Source organism: Stutzerimonas stutzeri (genome assembly GCF_019090095.1).
GTDB classification, from domain to species: domain Bacteria; phylum Pseudomonadota; class Gammaproteobacteria; order Pseudomonadales; family Pseudomonadaceae; genus Stutzerimonas; species Stutzerimonas stutzeri_AN.
Window position 1 is genome coordinate 436,952 of sequence record NZ_JAGQFP010000001.1, and the last position, 15,400, is coordinate 452,351.

General features: G+C 63.0%; 12 protein-coding genes. 9 read left to right on the forward strand and 3 right to left on the reverse strand.

The window, feature by feature from the left end:
* Window positions 1-48: 48 nt before the first annotated feature.
* Together mexE and KVO92_RS01865 are read right to left on the reverse strand one after the other, a co-directional pair.
* The gene (gene mexE / locus KVO92_RS01860; protein ID WP_217474000.1) at window positions 49-1,278 is read right to left on the reverse strand and encodes a multidrug efflux RND transporter periplasmic adaptor subunit MexE; all 1,230 of its coding nucleotides are present in this window, start codon (window positions 1,276-1,278) and stop codon (window positions 49-51) included.
* 352 nt (window positions 1,279-1,630) lie between these two features.
* Window positions 1,631-2,548 (reverse strand): LysR family transcriptional regulator, encoded by a 918-nt coding sequence (locus KVO92_RS01865; protein WP_254621259.1) that lies wholly within the window; start codon window positions 2,546-2,548, stop codon window positions 1,631-1,633.
* Window positions 2,549-2,811: 263 nt separating this feature from the next.
* Between KVO92_RS01865 and KVO92_RS01870 the strand changes: the two genes are divergently transcribed.
* The 8 genes from KVO92_RS01870 to fdhE all read left to right on the forward strand — a co-directional run bounded on the left by KVO92_RS01870 (window position 2,812) and on the right by fdhE (window position 12,557).
* Entirely contained in the window at window positions 2,812-3,828 is a 1,017-nt protein-coding gene (locus KVO92_RS01870) for a zinc-dependent alcohol dehydrogenase family protein (protein ID WP_217474001.1), read from the forward strand.
* Window positions 3,829-3,928: 100 nt separating this feature from the next.
* Window positions 3,929-4,786, forward strand: a complete 858-nt coding sequence (locus KVO92_RS01875; protein ID WP_217474002.1) for an SDR family oxidoreductase — start codon at window positions 3,929-3,931, stop codon at window positions 4,784-4,786.
* A 28-nt stretch (window positions 4,787-4,814) separates the two neighbouring features.
* Complete coding sequence (locus tag KVO92_RS01880; RefSeq protein ID WP_217474003.1) at window positions 4,815-5,816, forward strand: Ku protein; 1,002 nt, start codon at window positions 4,815-4,817, stop codon at window positions 5,814-5,816.
* A 17-nt stretch (window positions 5,817-5,833) separates the two neighbouring features.
* Entirely contained in the window at window positions 5,834-6,757 is a 924-nt protein-coding gene (gene ligD / locus KVO92_RS01885; RefSeq protein WP_217474004.1) for a non-homologous end-joining DNA ligase, read from the forward strand.
* Window positions 6,758-6,916: 159 nt separating this feature from the next.
* Complete coding sequence (gene fdnG, locus KVO92_RS01890; protein ID WP_217474005.1) at window positions 6,917-9,997, forward strand: formate dehydrogenase-N subunit alpha; 3,081 nt, start codon at window positions 6,917-6,919, stop codon at window positions 9,995-9,997.
* The gene (gene fdxH, locus KVO92_RS01895) at window positions 9,997-10,932 is read left to right on the forward strand and encodes a formate dehydrogenase subunit beta (RefSeq protein WP_217474006.1); all 936 of its coding nucleotides are present in this window, start codon (window positions 9,997-9,999) and stop codon (window positions 10,930-10,932) included. The genes fdnG and fdxH overlap by 1 nt, the downstream gene beginning before the upstream one ends.
* On the forward strand, window positions 10,929-11,621 hold the full coding sequence (locus KVO92_RS01900) for a formate dehydrogenase subunit gamma (protein WP_217474007.1): 693 nt from the start codon (window positions 10,929-10,931) through the stop codon (window positions 11,619-11,621). Before fdxH ends, KVO92_RS01900 begins: the two co-directional genes overlap by 4 nt.
* Window positions 11,622-11,666: 45 nt before the next feature.
* Window positions 11,667-12,557, forward strand: a complete 891-nt coding sequence (fdhE, locus tag KVO92_RS01905; RefSeq protein ID WP_217475395.1) for a formate dehydrogenase accessory protein FdhE — start codon at window positions 11,667-11,669, stop codon at window positions 12,555-12,557.
* Here fdhE and KVO92_RS01910 read toward each other — a convergent pair.
* Complete coding sequence (locus KVO92_RS01910) at window positions 12,554-12,718, reverse strand: hypothetical protein (protein WP_180984004.1); 165 nt, start codon at window positions 12,716-12,718, stop codon at window positions 12,554-12,556. The genes fdhE and KVO92_RS01910 overlap by 4 nt on opposite strands.
* Before the next feature lie 541 nt (window positions 12,719-13,259).
* On the opposite strand from KVO92_RS01910, the gene KVO92_RS01915 reads away from it, so the two are divergent.
* Window positions 13,260-15,272 (forward strand): alpha-1,4-glucan--maltose-1-phosphate maltosyltransferase, encoded by a 2,013-nt coding sequence (locus KVO92_RS01915; protein ID WP_217474008.1) that lies wholly within the window; start codon window positions 13,260-13,262, stop codon window positions 15,270-15,272.
* The last annotated feature ends 128 nt before the right edge of the window (window positions 15,273-15,400 follow it).

Here is a 15,400-nt window from a genome sequence, read left to right on the forward strand (position 1 = left end):
TTTTATGGGAGCGCCGAAGCGCTCGGTCGACGCGGGTCAGCGCACGCCTTAGCTGCTCGGGCGGCGCGCCACGTTGTGCTCGACGACTTCGGTCTTGAACGCGGCCGTGATCGCGCGGTTCTGCTCACGCAGTGCGGCGAGGGTGTCGGCGTCTGCCATCGGCACGTTTTCCGGCTGCACTGTGGCGCCCGGGCGAACACGCTGCAGGCCGTTGACGACGATGGTTTCGCCTTCGTTCAAGCCGTTACGAACGATGCGCAGGCCTTCCAGCTTCGGACCCAGCTCGACGGAGCGATAGCTGACCTTGCCGTCGTCACCGAGCACCAGCACGAACTTCTTGCCAAGGTCGGTGCCCACTGCGACGTCCTTGATCAGCACTGCCTCGTAGGTAGCACTGCCGACCAGCTTCAGCCGCGCGTACAGCCCGGGGGTAAAGCGCCCGTCACGGTTGTCGAACACGGCGCGGCCGCGAATGGTGCCGGTGCGAGGATCGACCTGGTTGTCGATGAAGTCCATATGGCCCAGGTGTGGATAGTCATCCTCGCTGGACAGCCCAAGGTAGACGGGTGTCGCTTCGCCGCGCGCGCCTTCGCGTGCCAGCTCCCGGTATTTCAGGTAGGTGCGCTCGTCGGCTTCGAAGTAGGCGTAGACCTTATCGGTGGATACCAGCGTGGTGAGCAACGCTTCGCCGGCGTTGACCAGGTTGCCGGCGGTGATCAGCGCGCGCCCGACGCGGCCATCGATCGGTGCGGTCACACGGGTAAAACTCAAGTCCAGCTTGGCGGCGTCCAGTTGCGCCTGGATCGCAGCAACCGCGGATTTCGCTTCGCTGGCGGCACTGATACGGGCATCGGCGAGCTCGGCCGAAATGGCATTCTTGGCCCGCAGCCGCTCACCACGCTCGGCCTCGCGGGCCGTGCGCCGCTCGGTCGCGCGCGCTTGCTGCAGTTCGGCCTGCAGGCGCTTGACCTGCGCCTCGAAGGGACGGGGATCGATCTGGAACAACAGATCACCTTTCTTCACCAGCGCACCTTCATGGAAGGCGACCTTGTCGATGTAGCCCGATACCCGCGGGCGTACCTCCACCGATTCCGGTGCTTCCAGCCTTCCGGTGAGCTCATCCCATTCGGTGACTTGCTGCTCGATGACTTCGGCGACGCTGACGGCAGGCGCTGGCGCCGACGCTTCGGTGGCTTCTGGCGCTTGTCCGCAGGCACCCACGAGGGCAGCGGCGAGCGCCACCAATGGGTAACGCAAGGCTTTGAGTGAACGTTCCATGCTTGACTCCGCAACTCGGGTTTTTATCGATGGCGGGAGTGTGCCGGCTGGTCCTGCGATGCAGAAATCGAACGAGGCGAATGTGAATATCATTGCCGGTGATGGGGGCGCATACTCGTGCGAGCTGGCGGTGCAGGATCAGAGGCCGCGGCTAACTGTGGGAGCGGTCTCGACCGCGAACGACTTCCCGCACGGCGATCCACCAGCAAGCACCGCGCCGCACGCATTAGCGATCAAGATCGCTCCCACAAATAAAAGCTGGCCGTGCGGGATCACAGGCTGCGGCTAACCGTGGGAGCGGTCTTGACCGCGAAGAGAACCCGGCTGATGGCGCGTGACGCGCAGCGACTATTTAGAGACTGTCCGGATCGCCGACGAACATCTGAATACGCGAGCGCAGCCAGCGCTCGGCGGGATCGTTGTCCTGCGCGCCGCGCCAGGCCATGGACAGTTCGAAGTCCTGGCTGGTCTCGAACGGCAGCGGTTCGGCGCGCACGCCACCATTGGCGGCCAGGGCAGATGCGGCGTAGTCAGGCAGGGTGGCGACCAGGTCGGTCCCAGCCAGCAGGCTGGCCAATCCGTTGAACTGCGGGACCGCCAGCACCACCTTGCGCTTGCAGCCGTGTAGCGCCAGCTCCTCGTCGATATAGCCGTTCAGGTCGCCGGCGAAGGACACCATGGCGTGCGGACGTGAACAGTAGTCTTCCATGGTCATGCGTCCGGGAATGCTGTCGGCACGCAGCAGCATCGGTTTCGGCCGGCGCAATATCTTGCGCTTGGCGTTGGCCGGCAGCTCCTGGGTATAGCAGACCCCGACCGAGATCTCGCCGGAGGCCAGCAGGCCCGGCATCAGCAGGTAGTTGGCACGCCGCACCACCAGCACCACGCCCGGCGCTTCGGCGCGGATGCGCCGGAGCAGCTGAGGCAGCAAGGCGAATTCGACCTCGTCGGTCAGACCGATGCGAAACACCAGCTCGCTGGTGGCCGGATCGAAGCTCGAGGCACGGCTGACCGCGGTCGAGATCGAATCCAGTGCCGGGGAGAGCAGGCTGGCGATTTCCTGAGCGCGCGCGGTTGGCTCCATGCTGCGGCCAGTGCGCACGAACAGCGGATCGTCGAACAGGGTGCGCAGGCGTGCCAGCGCAGCGCTGATCGCCGGCTGGCCGAGAAACAGCTTTTCAGCCGCCCGGGTCACGCTGCGCTCGTGCATCAGCGTTTCGAAGACAATGAGCAGGTTCAGGTCCACACGGCGAAGGTCGTTGCGATTCATGCCTTTCACTTCAAGCGAGGGTCAGACGAAGGGCGCGGCTGACTTCAGGGTGCGACTGCATTCTAGACAGATCGAAGCGACATCGGCATGTCCATTTCCGCTTTGCAATTACACAAACCTGCAGGTTGTGATGCGGCTTTACATACAAAGCATCATCATTCCTGCGCATGGCGACTATCGAGCGGAATGCGGGAATCTCGGCTGGAGTTGTACCGAAGGTGCAGATAGAGTCACTCACACAGTAGTAATCGAGGGGTCGTTCAATGTCCCGTATCATTCGTTTCCATCAGTTCGGCCCTGCCGACGTCCTGTGCTATGAGCAGCAGGACGTGCCGCGGCCAGGCCCCGGCGAAGTCCTGATCGGCGTTCGCGCTATCGGCGTGAGCTGGAACGACGTGCTCTGGCGACAGGATCTTGCACCGCGTCATGCGCAGCTTCCATCCGGGCTCGGCAGCGAGATCGCCGGCGAAGTGCTGGCCGTTGGTGACGATGTGGACGGCTTCGCCGTGGGCGACCACGTGGCGAGTTTCCCGGGCCATGACCTCAACCAATACCCCGCGTATGGCGAGCATGCCCTGCTGCCGCATACCTCGCTGGTCCATTATCCCGACATGCTCGGCCCGATCGAGGCCTCCATTCACTACACTCCCGCGCTGGTGGCCTACTTCGCGCTGGTCGAGCTGGCGCAGTTCGAACCTGGGCAATATGTGCTGGTGACCCAGGCTCGCCACTGCACCGGGCCGACCGCTGTCCAGGTAGCGAAGGCACTGGGCGCGCGAGTGATCGCCACGTGCGAAACGGCCGAGGATCGTGACTTCCTGCGCGAGCTGGGTGCCGAAACGGTGATCGTGACCGAAGAAGAGGACCTGGTCGGGCGGCTGCAGAAAATCACCGGCGGTGCGGGCGTCGAAGTAGTGCTGGACGCTTGTGGCGGCTCGCAGATGAAGCTGCTGGGCGATGTCATCGCGCCGCGCGGCAAGCTGATCCTCTACGGGCTCAACGGCGGCAATGAAACGGCGTTTCCGGCGTGTGCGGCCTTCAAGAAGAACTTCAAGTTCTTCATTCACTGCCTGTGCGATTTCACCGGGCAGCCAGAGCTGGGCATCAAGCAGAATCGCGAGGCCGTCGATCGCGCCTTGCTGCACATCAATCAACTCACCGTCGACCGGTTGATCACCCCTCAGGTGGACAAGGTGTTTGGCTTCGACCAGGTGGTCGAAGCGCATCGCTACGTCGAGAGCGGAATACCGCGCGGACGGGTCGTCCTTCGCGTCGATTGAGCAGGGCCGCACCCCGGCCCGATCATCGCTTCACAGAAACTTTTCCCACGCGGCTCAAGTCCTCCGAAGACAGGTTATTCACCTTGACGGAGGATTCTGCATGGCCGACGACAACCAGACCCTGCCACCCCAGGAGCAACCCGAGCCAGGCAAAGAGGGCTTGATGAATCCGCGTCCTGAGTTCCGTGGCGAGGACTACAAGGCCGCCGGCAAACTGCAAGGCAAGGTCGCGATCATTACCGGCGGTGACAGTGGCATTGGCCGTTCGGTCGCCGTGTTGTTCGCACGCGAAGGTGCCGACGTAGCGATTCTCTACCTTGACCAGCATCAGGACGCCGAACAGACGCGGAAAGTCGTCGAAGAGCACGGCCGCAAGTGCCTGACCTTTGCCGGCGACGTGGCCGATCGCGAGGTGTGCCGCAAGGTGGTCGACGAGACGCTGGGCACGCTCGGCCGGCTCGATATCCTGGTCAATAACGCCGCCGAGCAGCATCCGCAGGAAAAGCTCGAGGACATCTCCGAAGCGCAGTGGGAGAAGACCTTCCGCACCAACATCTTCGGCATGTTCCAGATGACCAAGGCTGCACTGCCGCATCTGCACAAAGGCGCGGCGATCATCAACACGACCTCGGTGACCGCCTACAAGGGCAGCCCGCAGCTGCTCGACTACTCGGCAACCAAGGGTGCCATCACGGCATTCACGCGGTCGTTGTCGATGAACCTTGCCGAACGCGGTATCCGGGTCAACGCAGTAGCGCCCGGGCCGATCTGGACGCCGCTGATCCCGTCGACCTTCGATGCGGACAAGGTAGAGAAATTCGGCGCCAACGTGCCGATGGAGCGTCCCGGGCAACCCGACGAGGTGGCACCGGCCTACGTCTACCTGGCCAGCCATGACGCGTCCTATGTCAGCGGCCAGGTGATTCATGTGAATGGCGGTACCGTGGTCAACGGCTGATCGCACCGCGCCGAGAGGAGGGAAGGCTATGCCCCGTACGATCTGGAAAGGTGCCGTCAGCTTCGGGCTGGTGCACATCCCCGTTGCGCTGGTACCTGCCACGACTCGGCAGGGCATCGACTTCGACTGGCTGGACAAGCGCAGCATGGATCGGGTCGGTTACAAACGCATCAACAAGACCACCGGCGAAGACATCGACAGCGAAAACATCGTCAAGGGCGTGGAGTACGAGAAGGGCAACTACGTCGTGATCAGCGATGACGAGATCAAGGCGGCGCACCCGAAAGCCACCCAGACGGTGGACATCGTCGCCTTCGTCGATGCCAAGGACATTTCCTTTCTCTACATCGATACGCCGTACTACCTCACGCCCGACCGGCGCGGCGAAAAGGTTTATGCGCTATTGCGCGAAACACTCATCGAGACCGGCAAGGTCGGCATCGCCAACGTGGTGTTGCGTAACAAGCAGCACCTGGCCGTGGTGATGCCGCTGGGCAAGGCGCTGGTGATGAACACACTGCGCTGGGCCGATGAGGTACGTGGGGTCGAGTACCTGGAGATGAAGGACGAAGCACTCAGCGCCGACCTGAACCCTCGCGAGCTGGACATGGCCAAACGGTTGGTCGAGGACATGAGCGAAGAATGGAATCCTGCGCAGTACAAGGACACCTTCCAGGACAAGATCATGGATCTGGTCGAGACCAAAGCCCGCGAAGGCAAGATCGAGGCCGTCGGTGGGCCGGAAGAGGCCGTCGACCGCCGCAGTGCCGATGTCATCGACCTGACCGAGCTGCTCAAGCGCAGCCTGGCCGGCAAGTCGGCGAAAAAGGCGGCGCCAGCCGACGAGGATGACGACGCGGAGCAGGCCAGCGAAGAAGAGGCGGCACCGCGCAAACGCACCAGCAGCAAGAGCGCGGCGAGCAAGAAGGCGCCGGCCAAGTCGACGACGAGCAAAACCGCGGCCGGTAGCAAGACGACGGCGGCGGGCAAGAGCACGGCGAGCAAGTCCAGTAGCAAGAAAGCCAGCTGAGTCGGCGAGGGCTACGCATGACTGCAAACACCGGCAAGAGCGGCCGTCCCGATGTGGGCGGTATCGGTATCAGCAATCCTCAGCGGGTCATCGATGCGCAGAGCGGTGCGACCAAGCTGCAGCTGGCGCAATACTACCTGGCAGTGGGTGACTGGCTGACTCCACAGCTGGCCAACCGGCCGCTGTCGATCGTACGCGCGCCTGAAGGGGTTGGGGGTGAACGCTTCTTTCAGCGCCATTGCGGGCGCCTGAAGATGCCGCACATGCGGGTCCTGGACAAGGCGCTCGATCCTGAGCATGCGCGCCTGATCCAGGCCGACAGCGTCACGGCCGTGGTGGAAGCGGTGCAGATGGGCACGATCGAGTTCCATACGTGGAATGCCCGCAGCGATCGCATCGACCGTCCCGACCGCCTGGTCTTCGACCTCGATCCGGATCCCGAGCTGCCGTGGTCGAGCATGGTCGAAGCCACCAGCTTGACGCTCGACCTGCTTGAGACGCTGGGTTTGCGTGCGTTTCTCAAGACCAGTGGGGGCCGCGGCATGCACGTGGTGGTGCCGATCGATCGCCGTCAGGGCTGGGAATGCGCCAACGAGTTTGCACGCGGCGTGACGACACGCCTGGCTACCGAGGCGCCTGACAAGATCGTGGCGAAGATGGGACCGAAGAATCGGGTCGGCAAGATCTTCGTCGATTACCTGCGCAATCAACGCGGGGCCAGCACGGTGGCGGCCTACTCGGCGCGCGCACGGCCTGGGCTACCGGTATCGGTCCCCATCGCCCGCAACGAGCTGGAGCAGCTCGCCGGGGCGGATCAATGGAACATCCTCAACCTGCAGGCGCGACTGCAAACGCTGACGGAGGATCCCTGGTCCAGCTACGGGGCGGCGCGTCAGAGCCTCTCGGCACGCCTGCTCAAAATGCTCGACGTCGGTTCCTGAGTCGACCGGTGACCTGTCCCTTGGCCAGATGCCAGCTAGTCTAGAACTGGCGCAGCGACCATGCGCCAAGCCCATCGTCGGCCTGCAGGAACCATCGTAGAGCGGTTGCAGTCGACTTATTCGATGAGCAGAACATAACAAAGCAGACAGGAGATACCGATGACCGTGCGAGTATCCCGGCGACAGTTCCTGAAGTTCGGTGCGGCAGGTGTAGGCGCATCGAGCATGGCCATGATGGGGTTTGCGCCTGATGAAGCCGTAGCGTCAGTACGTCATTTCAAACTGACGGGCGCGAAAATCGCTCGCAACATCTGCACCTACTGCTCGGTAGGGTGCGGCATGCTGCTTTATTCCCGTGGCGATGGCGCCGCCAACGTGGTCGATGATATCTACCATGTCGAAGGCGATCCGGATCATCCGGTCAGCCGCGGCTCGCTCTGCCCTCGTGGGGCGGGCGTGCTGGACTTCATCAAGAGTGAGTCCCGGGTCAAATACCCCGAAGTGCGCGATCCCTTCACCAACGAGTGGAAGCGGATCAGCTGGGATGAAGCCCTGACGCGCATCGCGCGGCACATGAAGGACGACCGCGATCGGAACTTCGAAACCCATGATGAGCAGGGCAGGCTGGTCAATCGCTGGATGACGACCTCGATGGTCGCCGCTTCGGCCTGCACCAACGAGACGGCGTATCTGACGCAGAAGATCACCCGTGCTCTGGGCATCCTCAAGATGGACAACCAGGCGCGCGTCTGACACGGACCAACGGTGGCAGGTCTTGCCCCTTCATTTGGTCGCGGTGCCATGACGAACCACTGGACGGACATCGGCAATGCCAATGTCATTCTGTCCATGGGCGGCAATTCCGCTGAGGCACACCCGGTTGGTTTCCGCTGGGTCATGAAAGCCAAGGAGCGCAGCAATGCGATCCTGATTTCGATCGACCCGCGATTCAATCGCACCACGGCAGTGGCCGATTACCATGCCTGGATTCGTACCGGCACGGATATCGCGTTCCTCGGTGGATTCATCAATTACCTGATCGAAACCGGTCGCTACGCCCACGAGTACGTGCGCGAATACACCGATGCCAGCCTGATCGTAAAAGAGGGCTTCGGCTTCGAGGATGGTCTGTTCACCGGCTACGACGAAGACAAGCACAGGTACGACCGCCAGAGCTGGAACTTCGAGATGGGCGACGACGGCTTCGTCCGTCGCGACCCGAGCCTCGAGCACCCGCGCTGCGTGTTCCGCCTGCTGCACCAGCACTACAGCCGCTACACCGTGGACCAGGTGGAGACCATCTGCGGCATGCCGAAGGAGACGGTGCTGCAACTCTGGGACCTCATGGCGCAGACGTCGGCCCCCGACAAGACCATGACGATCCTCTACGCCCTGGGCTGGACCCAGCACACCATCGGATCGCAGATCATCCGCTGCGGCGCCATGGTGCAGCTGTTGCTCGGCAACATGGGCATGCCCGGCGGCGGCGTCAACGCGTTGCGCGGGCACTCCAACATTCAGGGCCTGACTGACATCGGTCTGCTGTCGAACCTGCTGCCGGGCTACATGAACCTGCCGTCGGTGAACCTGCAGTCCTATGACGACTACATGAAGACCCGCATCAAGCCACCACTGCTCGAAGGCGAGGTGTCCTACTGGAAGTTCTACGAGCGGTTCTTCGTCAGCCTGATGAAGGACTGGTACGGCGACGTGGCGACCAAGGAAAACAACTGGTGCTACGACTGGTTGCCCAAGCTGTCCGAGCCGATCTACGACGTGCTGTATGCGATCAACGACATGACGCTGGGCAAGATGACCGGGGCCTTCTGCCAGGGGTTCAACATCCTGGCGTCCTTCCCCAACAAGGCGAAGGTGGTCGAAGGGCTGTCCAAGCTCAAGTTCCTGGTCATCATGGATCCGTTGAAGGTGGAAACCGGCGAGTTCTGGAAGAACTTCGGCGAATACCACGACGTCGATCCGTCGCAGATCGGCACCGAGGTGTTCCGCCTGCCGACCACCTGCTTCGCCGAGGACTCCGGTTCGATCACCAACAGTTCGCGCTGGCTGCAATGGCACGACAAGGCGGCACCGGGGCCAGGCGAGTCGCTGACCGATACCGAGATCCTCGGTGAGCTGATGCTGCGGCTCAAGGCCATGTACCAGGCAGAGGGCGGTGCCTTCCCCGATCCGATCCTCGCCATGAGCTGGAACTACAAGGATCCGAAGTTCCCCGCCGCATCCGAGCTGGCCAAGGAGTACAACGGCCGGGCACTGGCCGACCTTACCGACGACACCGGCAAGGTCATCCGCCGCAAGGGCGAGCTGTTGAAGGATTTCAGCGAGCTCCGTGCCGACGGCAGCACGGCCTGTGGCTGTTGGATCTACTCGGGCGCCTGGACCGAAGAAGGCAACATGATGGCCCGGCGGGACAACTCCGACCCTTACAACACCGGCAATACGCTGGGGTGGGCCTGGGCCTGGCCGATGAACCGTCGGCTGCTCTACAACCGTGCCTCGGCACGGCCGGACGGCACGCCGTGGGCGCCGAACAAGGCATTCGTCTGGTGGAACGGTGAACGCTGGACCGGCGCGGACGTGCCGGACTTCCCACTGACCTCTCCACCGTCGGCCGGCGTGCGGCCGTTCATCGTGACGCAGACGGGTACGGGCCATTTCTTCTCCAGCGAATGGTTGAACGAAGGGCCTTTCCCGGAGCACTACGAACCGATGGAGAGCCCGATCGACCGTAACCCGATGAACCCGGACAACCCCTTGGCCATGCACAACCCGGTCGCCCGGGTGTTCGAGCAGGACCGGGACACGTTCGGGACGAACAAGGAGTTCCCGTACGCGGCGACGACGTACCGGCTCACCGAACATTTCCATTTCTGGACGACCCATGCACGGCTCAACGCGATTGCGCAGCCGGAGAAGTTCGTCGAGATCGGGGAAGTGCTCGCGGGCGAGTTGGGTATCGTGGCCGGGGAGCGGGTACGGGTTCGCTCCAAGCGGGGCTTCATCACCGCGGTTGCGGTAGTCACCAAGCGATTGGTGCCACTGCAGATCGATGGTCGCACTGTGCATCAGGTCGGAATCCCGATTCACTGGGGCTTCAAGGGCGTCGCGAAGAAGGCGTACCTGACCAACACCCTGACGCCCTTCGTGGGGGACGGAAATACCCAGACACCGGAATTCAAGTCGTTTCTGGTGAACGTGGAAAAAATCGGAGGTGACGTCTGATGCGAGGCGACCAGATCAACCTGCAGAACATCATCGCCCGGTCGGCCACTACAACGCCGTCACCCCAGGTGCGGCACGGCGGGGTCGAAAAGGTCACTAAACTGATCGACGTGTCGGTGTGCATCGGCTGTAAGGCCTGCCAGGTGGCGTGCTCGGAATGGAACGACCTGCGTGACGACGTCGGCGAATGCGATGGCACCTACAACAACCCTCAGGACCTGTCGCCGGAGTCCTTCGAGGTCATGCGTTTCAGCGAGTACGAGGACGAACAGGGCAACCTGGAATGGCTGATCCGCAAGGACAACTGCATGCATTGCGCCGAACCGGGCTGCCTCAAGGCGTGCCCGTCTCCCGGCGCCATCGTGCAGTACGCCAATGGCATCGTCGACTTCAACTCAGAACACTGCATCGGTTGCGGCTATTGTGTGGCCGGCTGCCCCTTCGACATCCCGCGGATCTCGAAGAAGGACAACAAGGCCTACAAGTGCACGCTGTGTTCTGACCGTGTCTATCACGGCCTGGAGCCGGCTTGCGTGAAGAGCTGCCCGACCTCGGCCATCATGTTCGGCACCAAGGAAGACATGCTCGACTACGGTGCCCATCGGGTGGCCCACCTGCAGGGCAGAGGCTATGAGAACGCCGGCATCTACGACCCGCCGGGCGTGGGCGGCACCCATGTGGTCTACGTGCTGCAGCATGCCGACAAGCCGGAAATCTACAGCGGCCTGCCGAAGGACCCGCACATCAGCCCGACGGTTGAGCTGTGGAAGGGCGTGACCAAGCCGATCATGTCCGTGGCGCTCGGTATGTCGGTGCTGGCGGGCTTCTTCCATTACGTCATGAAGGGGCCGAAGGAGGAGCCGGAGGACGATCCAGACCCAGAACTAGCGGCGGCCGATCGCGACCTCGACCGGCGCGGGGAGGACCGGCTATGAGCCATTCCAACGTCAAGCACGGCATCCTGCGGTACGGCTGGTGGGCACGCGTCAACCATTGGCTGATCGCGATCAGCTTCGTGCTACTCGCCCTGAGTGGCCTTGCGTTGTTCTACCCGGCGTTCTTCGGCCTGACCGCGCTATTTGGCGGGCCGGAGCCCACTCGTATCGTGCATCCCTACATCGGGGTGTTCATGTCGCTGTTCTTTGTCATCCAGATGGTGCGTTTCTTCGGAGACAACCTGTTCCGGCGACACGACGTGCAGTGGATGAAGCAGATCCGGGACGTGCTCGGCAATCGGGACGAACGACTGCCTCCGGTCGGCAAGAACAACGCCGGGCAGAAGCTCGTGTATTGGCTCTTTCTGGCCACGGTGCCGGTATTGCTGATTACCGGCATCGTGCTCTGGCGCCCCTGGATCGCCAGTGACATGCCCGTCTGGGCGCTGCGGTGGGCGGTGATGATCCATGCCATCGCGGCTTTCATTGCGATCATCACGCTGATCGTCCACATCTACGCCGCCATCTGGGTCAAAGGCTCGGTGCGGGCCATGACGCAGGGCCGCGTCAGCCATGCCTGGGCGCGTCATCATCATGGCTTGTGGTACGACGAAGTTCGCCGCAAGGAAGGCTATGACGATCCGGGCGGTCTCTCGCCCAACCGCGACGTACCGTCCAAACGAACCTGAGGAGCAGTAGTGAACCACACCTATGGAAATGCGCCTTCCGGAATCATGGAGGCGCCTTATGTGGTGCTGCCGGATGCCAAGCTGTTCAGCAAACGGGCGACGCGCCTGCGCGAGCTGGTCGAGCAGGTGCCGCCGCTGGACGAGTTTCTGGCCTTCATGGCGCGGCTCGTCCAGGCCCAGCACCAGGTGCTGACCGAGCACGAGCCGGCCTGGCGTCCGCAGGCGGATGCGTTCGACCGGGCGCTTGAACACGGTATGCCGCCGTTGGGTTTCGCCGCCTTGCGGCGTGATGTCGGCTGGCAGGGTGATCTCAAGGCCATGCTCGATGCGGTGGAGCTGCACGTAGGTGCCCGCCAGCGGCCTTTCATCGACACGCTGCGCAACATGGATAGTGCGGCCCTCGATACGCTTGCCGAGGCAGTCCTCGAGGCGAGCCCGGGTGATGAGACCACCAGACCCTTGCTGCCGCTGGTGGCCGCGGCGATGCAGGTGAGCTGGGCGCGTTTGGCGATGAGTCTGCCACGCCCGCCCGAGCGGCCCACTGGCGAGGCTCGCGCGCTGTGCCCGACGTGCGGCTCGGCACCGGTTGCCAGCGTCATCCATAACGAACGCCACCGCAGCGGCGTGCGCTACCTGCACTGTTCGCTGTGCGCGACCGAATGGCACTTGGAACGCGTGAAATGCAGCGTATGCGACAGCAGCGGCAAGCTGACCTACCTCGCGCTGGATGACGAGAAGGGCAAGCCCTTCCTGCCGGTACAGGCCGAGACCTGCGACGGTTGCAACAGCTACCTGAAGGTCATGCAGCGTGAAATACACGGCCGCGCCGACCCTGTGGCCGACGACCTCGCCAGCCTGGCGTTGGACCTGCTGTTGGCCGAGCAGGACCAGTACGCGCGCAGCGGCTACAACCCGTTGCTGATCGCTGGCGACTAGGTAGGCTCTGGCGCCTCGTCGGCGACCGCCTGGCCGCCAAACGGCGTACCGGGCTTGTAGTCGTCGAGGTCGTCGGGGCAGGGCACCTGCGGCAGATCGCCCGGTTTGTCATGTACGACGGGGTCTGGTTGCGGCACATCGGGGCGGGCATGCGGTGTCATGGCGGCCTCCATCGGGTGAACATCCACCATCAGGAATAGCTCATCGCAGCCTGGGCGCAAGCGCACCGAACCGCCTGCGGTCGGCCGCCCGACGACGAGCATCCAGCTGCCATCACCTCGTCCCAGACGAGCCTCAAAGCGGCCGGCGCTCGCGCCCACAGAACCGCTCTCATCCGCTGTGAATCAGCCATAACGGGCCCTGGAACGACCCACGTTTCCCCAAGACGGCTCTTCTATCGCCCGTCGACAACACGCCCAGGACCCTTTTCGTAGCATGCGCGCCCTCGCGGCGCCGGGGTCCGAGCCCGCTCGTCGCAGGTGCTTCGCCCGCCACCTCGGTAAGCCATCAGAACAGCACCAAACGGACTGCGCCGGGCGGTCTGTTTTCCTGAACTTTTACGGCCTCCTTTGGTTCGGAAGAACAGAGCCCGTGAAAGCCCGCATGAGCGTTTTCACACCGCAACCCCAACCCGGACGGAATCGCTTCGGTCGCGGTTGGGTTGCCAGATTGCAACGACCCAGGCCCCAGGAGCCCCGCTCGATGAACGATGCACAACCCCACGCAGCGATCCACCCCCGACTGGAACAGGCATTGAAGATGCCGCGCATTGCCATCGAGTCGACCGAGCCAGTGCTAGACGGTGGTCGGTTCGCTGCCAAGGCGATCATCGGCCACCCCGTCAACGTCACCAGCAAGATCTTCGCCGACGGTCACGATCAGCTTGCCGCGGCGATCTGCTGGCGTACCAAGGACGAAAGCGGTTGGCGTCGGGCGCGACTCAAGCTACTCGGCAACGACAGTTGGGAAGGGCAATTCACGCCCACCCAGGTGGCGAGCCACGAGTTCATGATCGAAGCCTGGTGGGACATTTACGAAACCTATCGTTACGAGCTGTCGAAGAAGCACGCCGCGGGCGTGCCGGTCCAGTTGGAGCTGGAAGAGGGGCGTTTGCTGCTCGAGCGCGCCAGCGGCCGGGCCCAGGGTGAGACCAAGGCGATCATCGAGGATCTACTGCACCGGCTCAGTGCCGCGCACCTCGATGACGAGCGCGTTTCCGTGATGCTCGCCGACGAAACCGCCGCGGCGATGGCCGATGCCGATCCACGCGAGCATTGCAGTCAGAGCCCGGTATTTCCGCTCGAAGTGGAGCGGCCGTTGGCCCAGTTCGCCAGCTGGTACGAGCTGTTCCCGCGCTCGGAGACCGACGATCCGAACCGTCACGGCACCTTCCGCGATGTGCACAAGCGCCTCCCGTCGATTCGCGACATGGGCTTCGATGTCCTCTACTTCACGCCCATTCATCCGATCGGACGGCAGCACCGCAAAGGCCGCAACAACACGCTGCAGGCCGGCCCCAACGATCCGGGTAGCCCGTATGCCATCGGCAGCGAGGACGGCGGCCATGATGCCGTGCATCCCCAATTGGGCACCCTGGAGGACTTCCGTGAGCTGGTCGCCGCCGCGCGCGAGCATGGCCTGGAGATCGCCCTCGACTTCGCCATCCAGTGCTCTCAAGACCACCCCTGGCTGAAAGAGCACCCGGGCTGGTTCTCCTGGCGGCCCGACGGGACCATCCGCTACGCCGAGAACCCGCCGAAGAAATACCAGGACATCGTCAACGTCGACTTCTACGCACAAGACGCCATGCCCGATCTGTGGATCGCGCTGCGCGACGTGGTCTGGCACTGGGTAGAGCAGGGCGTGAAGATCTTCCGGGTCGACAACCCGCACACCAAGCCGCTGCCGTTCTGGGAGTGGATGATCGCCGATATCCGCGAGCGCGACCCGGACGTGATGTTCCTCTCCGAGGCCTTTACCCGTCCGGCGATGATGGCGCGGCTGGGCAAGGTCGGCTTCAACCAGAGCTACACCTATTTCACCTGGCGCAACAACAAGGCGGAGCTGAGCGAGTACTTTACCGAGCTCAACGAGCCACCGCTGCGTGACTGCTATCGGCCGAACTTCTTCGTCAACACGCCTGACATCAATCCGTTCTTCCTGCACGACTCGGGGCGCCCCGGATTTCTGATCCGTGCTGCGCTGGCGACGATGGGGTCGGGGCTGTGGGGGATGTATTCAGGTTTCGAGCTGTGCGAATCCGCGGCGATACCTGGCAAGGAGGAGTACCTCGATTCCGAGAAGTACGAGATCCGTCCACGCGATTACCACGCGCCCGGAAACATCGTTGCCGAGATCGCGCAACTCAACCGCATCCGGCGGCAGAACCCGGCGTTGCAGACCCATCTCGGCTTCCAGGCGTACACCGCCTACAACGACAACATCTTCTATTTCGGCAAGCGCACGCCGGACCGCAAGAACTTCATCCTCGTCGCGATAAGCCTCGATCCGCACAACGCCCAGGAGGCGCACTTCGAGCTGCCGCTCTGGGAGCTGGGGCTGCCGGACCATGCCGAAACCCGCGGCGAGGACCTCATGAACGGGCATCGCTGGACCTGGTATGGCAAGACCCAATGGATGCGCATCGAACCCTGGCACCTGCCGTTTGGGATCTGGCGCCTGACGGCGGACGCGCCAGATCCTGACTTAAAGTGATTTCTAGAAAAAAGAGTTAATAGCGAAGCATATCAATGGCTTACGCGGCTAACTGAATCCGGTCTCTAACCACTGGATGCTCACTTCAGTCTCCACCCGCTCCTGAGGGGCGGGGCCTGGAGGTCATG

Bases quoted from the DNA above. Each gene is read 5' to 3' on its own strand.
- mexE (WP_217474000.1), bottom strand. From the start codon at position 1,278: ATGGAACGTTCACTCAAAGCCTTGCGTTACCCATTGGTGGCGCTCGCC.
- KVO92_RS01865 (WP_254621259.1), bottom strand. From the start codon at position 2,548: ATGAATCGCAACGACCTTCGCCGTGTGGACCTGAACCTGCTCATTGTC.
- KVO92_RS01870 (WP_217474001.1), top strand. From the start codon at position 2,812: ATGTCCCGTATCATTCGTTTCCATCAGTTCGGCCCTGCCGACGTCCTG.
- KVO92_RS01875 (WP_217474002.1), top strand. From the start codon at position 3,929: ATGGCCGACGACAACCAGACCCTGCCACCCCAGGAGCAACCCGAGCCA.
- KVO92_RS01880 (WP_217474003.1), top strand. From the start codon at position 4,815: ATGCCCCGTACGATCTGGAAAGGTGCCGTCAGCTTCGGGCTGGTGCAC.
- ligD (WP_217474004.1), top strand. From the start codon at position 5,834: ATGACTGCAAACACCGGCAAGAGCGGCCGTCCCGATGTGGGCGGTATC.
- fdxH (WP_217474006.1), top strand. From the start codon at position 9,997: ATGCGAGGCGACCAGATCAACCTGCAGAACATCATCGCCCGGTCGGCC.
- KVO92_RS01900 (WP_217474007.1), top strand. From the start codon at position 10,929: ATGAGCCATTCCAACGTCAAGCACGGCATCCTGCGGTACGGCTGGTGG.
- fdhE (WP_217475395.1), top strand. From the start codon at position 11,667: ATGGAGGCGCCTTATGTGGTGCTGCCGGATGCCAAGCTGTTCAGCAAA.
- KVO92_RS01910 (WP_180984004.1), bottom strand. From the start codon at position 12,718: ATGACACCGCATGCCCGCCCCGATGTGCCGCAACCAGACCCCGTCGTA.
- KVO92_RS01915 (WP_217474008.1), top strand. From the start codon at position 13,260: ATGAACGATGCACAACCCCACGCAGCGATCCACCCCCGACTGGAACAG.